This window comes from Dehalococcoidia bacterium, assembly GCA_022449765.1.
In the GTDB taxonomy this organism is placed as follows: domain Bacteria; phylum Chloroflexota; class Dehalococcoidia; order Lucifugimonadales; family Australimonadaceae; genus UBA2963.
On sequence record JAKUPZ010000027.1, the window covers coordinates 1 to 6,096 of the forward strand.

General features: G+C 43.7%; 7 protein-coding genes. 3 read left to right on the plus strand and 4 right to left on the minus strand.

Features of this window, described 5'->3' with window-relative positions; all coding sequences use genetic code 11:
- On the minus strand, positions 1-534 hold a 534-nt coding region (locus MK127_08160; protein MCH2532764.1), incomplete at its 3' end, for a glycosyltransferase.
- A 92-nt stretch (positions 535-626) separates the two neighbouring features.
- Between MK127_08160 and glpX the strand changes: the two genes are divergently transcribed.
- Both glpX and purT read left to right on the plus strand, forming a co-directional pair.
- Entirely contained in the window at positions 627-1,616 is a 990-nt protein-coding gene (gene glpX / locus MK127_08165; protein ID MCH2532765.1) for a class II fructose-bisphosphatase, read from the plus strand.
- 4 nt (positions 1,617-1,620) lie between these two features.
- Positions 1,621-2,805 carry a formate-dependent phosphoribosylglycinamide formyltransferase gene (gene purT, locus MK127_08170; GenBank protein MCH2532766.1) on the plus strand — a complete coding sequence of 395 codons (1,185 nt, stop codon included), beginning with the start codon at positions 1,621-1,623 and terminating at the stop codon, positions 2,803-2,805.
- On the opposite strand, the gene MK127_08175 is transcribed toward purT, so the two are convergent.
- On the minus strand, positions 2,798-3,841 hold the full coding sequence (locus MK127_08175) for a fructose-bisphosphate aldolase class I (GenBank protein ID MCH2532767.1): 1,044 nt from the start codon (positions 3,839-3,841) through the stop codon (positions 2,798-2,800). The genes purT and MK127_08175 overlap by 8 nt on opposite strands.
- A gap of 113 nt (positions 3,842-3,954) precedes the next feature.
- Between MK127_08175 and MK127_08180 the strand changes: the two genes are divergently transcribed.
- A complete protein-coding gene (locus MK127_08180) occupies positions 3,955-4,956 on the plus strand; it encodes a hypothetical protein (protein ID MCH2532768.1) in 1,002 nt (333 codons plus the stop codon).
- A gap of 14 nt (positions 4,957-4,970) precedes the next feature.
- On the opposite strand, the gene MK127_08185 is transcribed toward MK127_08180, so the two are convergent.
- Both MK127_08185 and MK127_08190 read right to left on the minus strand, forming a co-directional pair.
- Positions 4,971-5,810, minus strand: a complete 840-nt coding sequence (locus MK127_08185) for a cytochrome c oxidase assembly protein (GenBank protein ID MCH2532769.1) — start codon at positions 5,808-5,810, stop codon at positions 4,971-4,973.
- A 46-nt stretch (positions 5,811-5,856) separates the two neighbouring features.
- Positions 5,857-6,096: cytochrome C oxidase subunit IV family protein (locus MK127_08190; GenBank protein MCH2532770.1), on the minus strand; the 240-nt coding region annotated here is incomplete at its 5' end.

The window sequence follows — 6,096 nt, forward strand, 5'->3', positions numbered from 1 at the left end:
TGCAACAAGTACAAGGTAATCCTCAGGGTCGTTGTTGAAGATCGTGGTTTTGAAGTTAAGTCCATTATGGATTACCGGTAGCTCAGGATCACCTATCAAGTCAGCTTGTCGCTGACTTACACAGATGGGATAAATAGAAGGAAAATTTTGCTTGTAGTACTTATGTAGTTCGGGCTCGATGTAATGGTAAGTGAGGACTGTCGGGGTTGTTGTGAATTTTGAGAAATATGGAGCCAATACAGGCCAATGCGCGTGAATAACGTCATATTGATCTGCATCCCTGTAAAGCTCAAACGAGTTTCTAGTTTCTAGTTCTTTCTCTAGATATCTTGTGAGTTCTATCTGATCTAATGTTGCTCGATCAGTTATAGCATGTAAGGTTCCTTCAGTTACTGAGTCACCAGAGGCATAAAGATGTACATTGTGATGTCGTTTGTGCAGTTCTTCTGTAATTAGGCTGACAATTATTTCAGTGCCTCCATGGGTGGGAGGGGGTACTGGAATGTAGATACTGGTTATTTGCGCAATATTCATTTCTTTAAGGATACATATATTTTGCAAATTTGCTTTCTCATAGGGCGTAGACGCTGCTAGAATTCTGACACTTGATGATTTGGAGGCTTGCGATGTCGCAGAAAACGCGTCAACCAATTGAAAGGAACCTGGCGATGGAGCTGGTTCGTGTAACTGAATCGGCTGCCATGTCGGCAGCGCGCTATATGGGCCTTGGCGATAAAGAGCTGGTAGATCAAGCCGCTGTTGATGCCATGCGTCACACTTTGGATGGTATCAGCATGGATGGAGTGGTTGTCATTGGTGAAGGGGAGAAAGACGAAGCTCCTATGCTGTACTTGGGTGAACGGATTGGAGATGGCTCTGATCCAAAAATTGATATTGCAGTCGATCCAATAGATGGAACTACTTTGCTTTCTAAAGGACTTCCTGGAGCAATTGCGGTTATTGCAATGGCGAACCAAGGCTCGATGAAGGTTCCAGGCAGTATTTTTTACATGGACAAAATTGCGGTAGGGCCTGAGGCAAAAGATGCAATAGATATAAGCGCTCCTGTAAAAGACAATCTGCAAAATATAGCGAAAGCATTAGGCAGAAGTGTCGGAGAAGTAACTGTAGTCATTCTTGATCGCCCTCGTCATACTGATTTGCTAAATGAAGTGAGAAAGGCTGGAGCACGCGTAAAGTTAATTTCAGATGGTGATGTTGCTGCTGGTATACAGGCCTCGTTACCTGAAAGTGGAGTAGATGTATTAATGGGTATTGGTGGAAGCCCTGAAGGCGTACTTACTGCAGCTGCAATAAGGTGCATTGGAGGAGCAATCCAGTGTAAGCCATGGCCTCGAGATGATGAAGAAAAGAGAAAAGCAATTAATGAAGGTGTGGATCTTGACCACGTCTATGATGCTTTTGAGATGGTCGGCGGAGATGACGTTTTTTTTGCAGCTACTGGTGCCAGTTCAGGTGAGATGCTCAAAGGAGTTCGTTTCTTTGGTGGCGGTGCTACAACCCAATCTCTAGTTATGCGCTCGCGTTCCGGCACTGTTAGGTGGATTGACTCAATTCATAACTTGGATCAACTAGACAAGATTAGGTTTGATTAGTCACATGATTTCTATAGGGACGCCATTAGCTAGTAATTCTACAAGGCTATTGCTGTTAGGTTCTGGGGAACTTGGGAAAGAAGTGGCTATTGAGGCGCAACGCTTAGGTGTTGAAACTATTGCGGTCGATCGATATGAGAATGCCCCTGCAATGCAAATTGCACATAGGAGCCATGTGATTTCCATGCTTGACGGAGAGTCCATTCGATCAATTGTAGAAAACGAGAAGCCACATTTAATCGTTCCAGAAATAGAAGCAATTAATACTGACTCTTTGATCCAATTAGAAAAAGAGGGCTGGAATGTTGTACCGACAGCACGCGCCACGAAATTAACCATGGACAGGCAGGGTATTAGAGAGTTAGCAGCAGTTAATTTAGGCTTACCTACTTCACCATATAAATTTGCGACAAGTCATAATGAAGTACTCGAGGCTTTGGAGCAAATTGGACTACCCGCAATCATAAAGCCTGTTATGAGTTCCTCTGGACGAGGTCAAAGTTTAATTAATTCTAAGTCTGAGGCACAGAATGCTTGGGAATACGCAATAAATAATGCAAGAGGAGACACTCCTCGTGTCATTGTTGAGGGGTTTGTATCATTCGATTATGAAATAACACTACTAACTATTAGGCATTTGCAAGGGACTTCATTTTGTGACCCTATTGGTCATCTCCAGATAGATGGCGATTATCGAGAGTCATGGCAGCCCCATCCTATGGGCAGCGAGGTTTTGATCAAGGCCAAAGAAATTGCCAAAAACATAACTGACGAGCTTGGCGGGTACGGAGTGTTTGGGGTAGAGCTATTTATAAAAGGCGAGGATGTTTTCTTTAGTGAAGTGTCGCCTCGGCCCCATGACACGGGCATGGTCACCTTAATTTCACAAAACTTATCTGAATTTGCGCTTCACATACGCGCTATTTTGGGCTTACCAATACCAAATATTAATCAATTCGGACCATCGGCATCATGCGCAATTTTGGGAGAAGGTAATTCTTCCGTAATCAGCTACGGGCAAATTGATGCAGCATTGAGCCTCGCAAATACTAACGTGAGATTATTTGGGAAACCCGAGATTGAGGGGCATAGAAGACTTGGAGTGGCTCTTGCATGCGGCGACTCAATAGTAGAGGCTCGTGAAAAAGCAAGATATGTAGAGCAGCAGATAAGACTTACGTTTAGTTAGCTCTAGTTAGTTCATCTTCCATTTGCGCAGAATATTTACCTTGGCGAGCGGCACTAGTAAGTATGCATCGCTGAATAAATGCTTGTTGTGCCGAAGGGACATTTTCTTTTATACCAAGCCAAGTATTTAAAGGCAGCGCTTGTAGGCCACGACCAAATGAGTAGCTTAATTCCCACGGTGCGTTGTTATTTTGACCAAATAGTGCAATTTCATTCATATTTAAAGTAGCTTCATCATCTGGTTGTCCTCCCGAGAGAAAAACGATTCCAGGTACAGATGAAGGAACGGATTTTTCGAAAGCTTCTACTGTTCTGGAGGCGACTTCGGTAGCAGGAGCTCGATTAGAGGAGCTTGATCCGGAGGTAACCATGTTGGGCTTGAGAAGCGTACCTTCTAGCGACACTTTGTAAAGATCCAGCATTTCGTAGACCTTTGTTAGGGTTTTGATGGTGATATTTTGATCAACCTCGATAGTGTGATCTCCATCAATCAGAACCTCTGGTTCAACAATAGGTACCAACCCCGCTTCTTGACTCAGAGAAGCATACCTAGCTAGGCCATGGGCGTTGGCTTCGATACAGGTGTCTGAAGGGATTCCATTACCTATCGTTATTACGGCGCGCCATTTAGCAAAGCGTGCGCCTATTCGATAATACTCTTCTAGTCGACCTCGGAGGCCATCAAGGCCTTCAGTAACTAGTTCACCCTGGAATCCTGCTAATGGCATTGCTCCAGTGTCGACTTTAATGCCCGGTATGATACCTTTGCTTTGGAGTACATCTACCAGTGCCGTTCCGTCGGCTCCTGATTGCCGCAAAGTCTCATCGTAAAGAATAATGCCACTGATGTAATTTTCTATTCCCTCAGCCCTAAAAAGCATTTCTCGGTAATCTCGTCGATTTGTTTCGGTACTATCCACTCCGATACTGTCAAAGCGGCGTTTAATAGTTCCCGAGCTTTCATCAGCTGCTAGTATTCCCTTAGAAGGAGCTACTAGAGAGCCTGCGATTTGTGATAATGCGTTAATATCTGCCATGGTTCACCTGAATTTTTGAGCGGAGTTCGGGTATCATACCTTGCGGATTTAAACGTGGCTACACCATTTCATGCTGGCATTAAGTTCACTCTAATAATAAAGGTAGAAATATTATGGATAGCTTAATAATTGCCGTCCCTTCCTTTTTAGCTAGCGCTGTGGTTGTTGTGCTTGCTGGGATTGCGCTGGCTAAGTATGGTGATGATTTGGCGGTACTGACAGGATGGGGCGCACTATGGGTGGGGACCATTCTCGTAAGCGTTGCAACTTCTTTACCCGAATTGGTCACAAATATTTCATCAGTTGTTTTCGTAGATCCACCTGCACCTGGGCTTGCATTAGGTAATGTCTATGGTGCAGATATGATTAATATTTTCACCATATCGCTTGTCGCTATAGCATTTGGGATAGGAAACATTTTTGGGAACCAAACTAAAGATACGCAGACCTTGATTGTGGTGGCGATTGGTATTGGCATTATTTCTGTGATTTTTGGTGCTTTGGGTGACTGGGGATTAGGTCCTACAAGTGTTGGAGCGCTAGTCATTGCGGCATCTTACTTTCTGGGAATGAAGCTTGTTTATGATGCGGGAAGTGACAAGGTGGAGGAAGAATCAGATGTTGATACTTCCTGGGCGAACCAACGGCCTGCTTGGATTGGCTTTGGTCTTGCTGGCCTTGCTGTTCTTGCAGCTGCACCTGTTCTTGCATTGAGCGCAGATGGGATCGCCGAGGCTACTGGGTTGGGGCGTAGTTTTATAGGGGTGTTACTAGTCTCCATAGTCACTACTCTTCCTGAAGCATCAGTAACTGTCGCTGCAGCGCTTCGCAAATCATATGCGCTGGTGATAGGTAATATTTACGGTAGTTGTGCATTTAACTTATTTGTTATTCCTATTGCGGGGTTCTTTTACACAGGTGGTCCGATACTTCAAGAAATGGATAATTCTCATTTTGTTGCGGCAGGATCAGCGATCGCGCTTATGACTACTGGATTCTTGATAGTGATGAGTTTCAAGGTTCAGGCAATGAGATGGCTCAGATATACGACGTTTGCTATTCCACCTGCCTACGTGGGTTCTCTTGCACTGGTATACAATCTTTCCGCAGCATAAGTAAAAAGGCAGAATTATTTATCAACAGCTTCTTTTTGAAGCTGTTGATTAGTTTCCGCACGTACAGCTGAACGCAATGTTAGGAGCAATACTGTGGCTATTACAAAAGAGCCTGGTATCCACATTATCAATCCTCCGATCTGCTGATCTTCAAGTGCGCTAACGCCATAGGCGAGTGTGGTGGTGTTATAAGTTTCGTACCATGCTTCGGGCGCGAAAGTCAGGAATGAACCCAGTACAAAACCAGGAACGATAGTGATAAACACATAAGGGACTTTGGCTAATTTGGAAAGGTTAGATCGTAAAGGGAAGGGATCAATGATGTTCCACCACCATGCATATGCACCGGCTACGAATACAAAATGCTCAAAGAAATGTATGAGATCACTTTCAATTGCAGCTTCGAAGGCAAAAGGGAAATGCCAGATCGCTAATGACCCTATGAATAATGGCCAGGCAATGAGTGGTTTGAAGATTAAACGCAATAAATATCTGATAGAAAGAGACGTAATTACTGGAGTTAGCACGTTTTTTCTAAATGATTTTGGTGTCCCTCTTAAAATTGGAATAAGGGGAGCGCCTATTTGAAGTGCAGGTACTGCAAAGAAAATCAAGATCATATGTTGAGTCATATGAGCAAGGAACAATTGGCTTGAAAGGTAATCAAGAGGGCTTACAAGTGCAATGAATAACAACGATAAGCCTATGTAGAAGCAGGCTATTCGCCCAAAGTGATGAGATCTCGAGGTTTCCTTAAGAGTTTGTAGGCCCCTCGCATATAAAATTCCTGCCACTGGTATACCAATTAATACGACAGGGTCAGTACTCCATTTGAGCCATAGTGAGGAGTCCATCTATTAGGTACCTAGTTCAGAATGAAGAGCAGTAGTCAATTCGTAGTTAATCAGCAAATTTTAAGAACACTGCTAGTAACACAAACATGATGCTTATCATAATACCCATAGGAGCCACGAAGAGCATTAAAAAGCGATTATCATCGAATTTAAGATGCATGAAATACATGACTACGAGGTAAAACTTGGCAGCAGAGAGACCTAGTAGTATTAGCGTCATTGCCAAGGAGCTTAACTCTAGGTAGAAAACGCCAACCTCAATTGCAGTGATGACAGCTAAAATAAT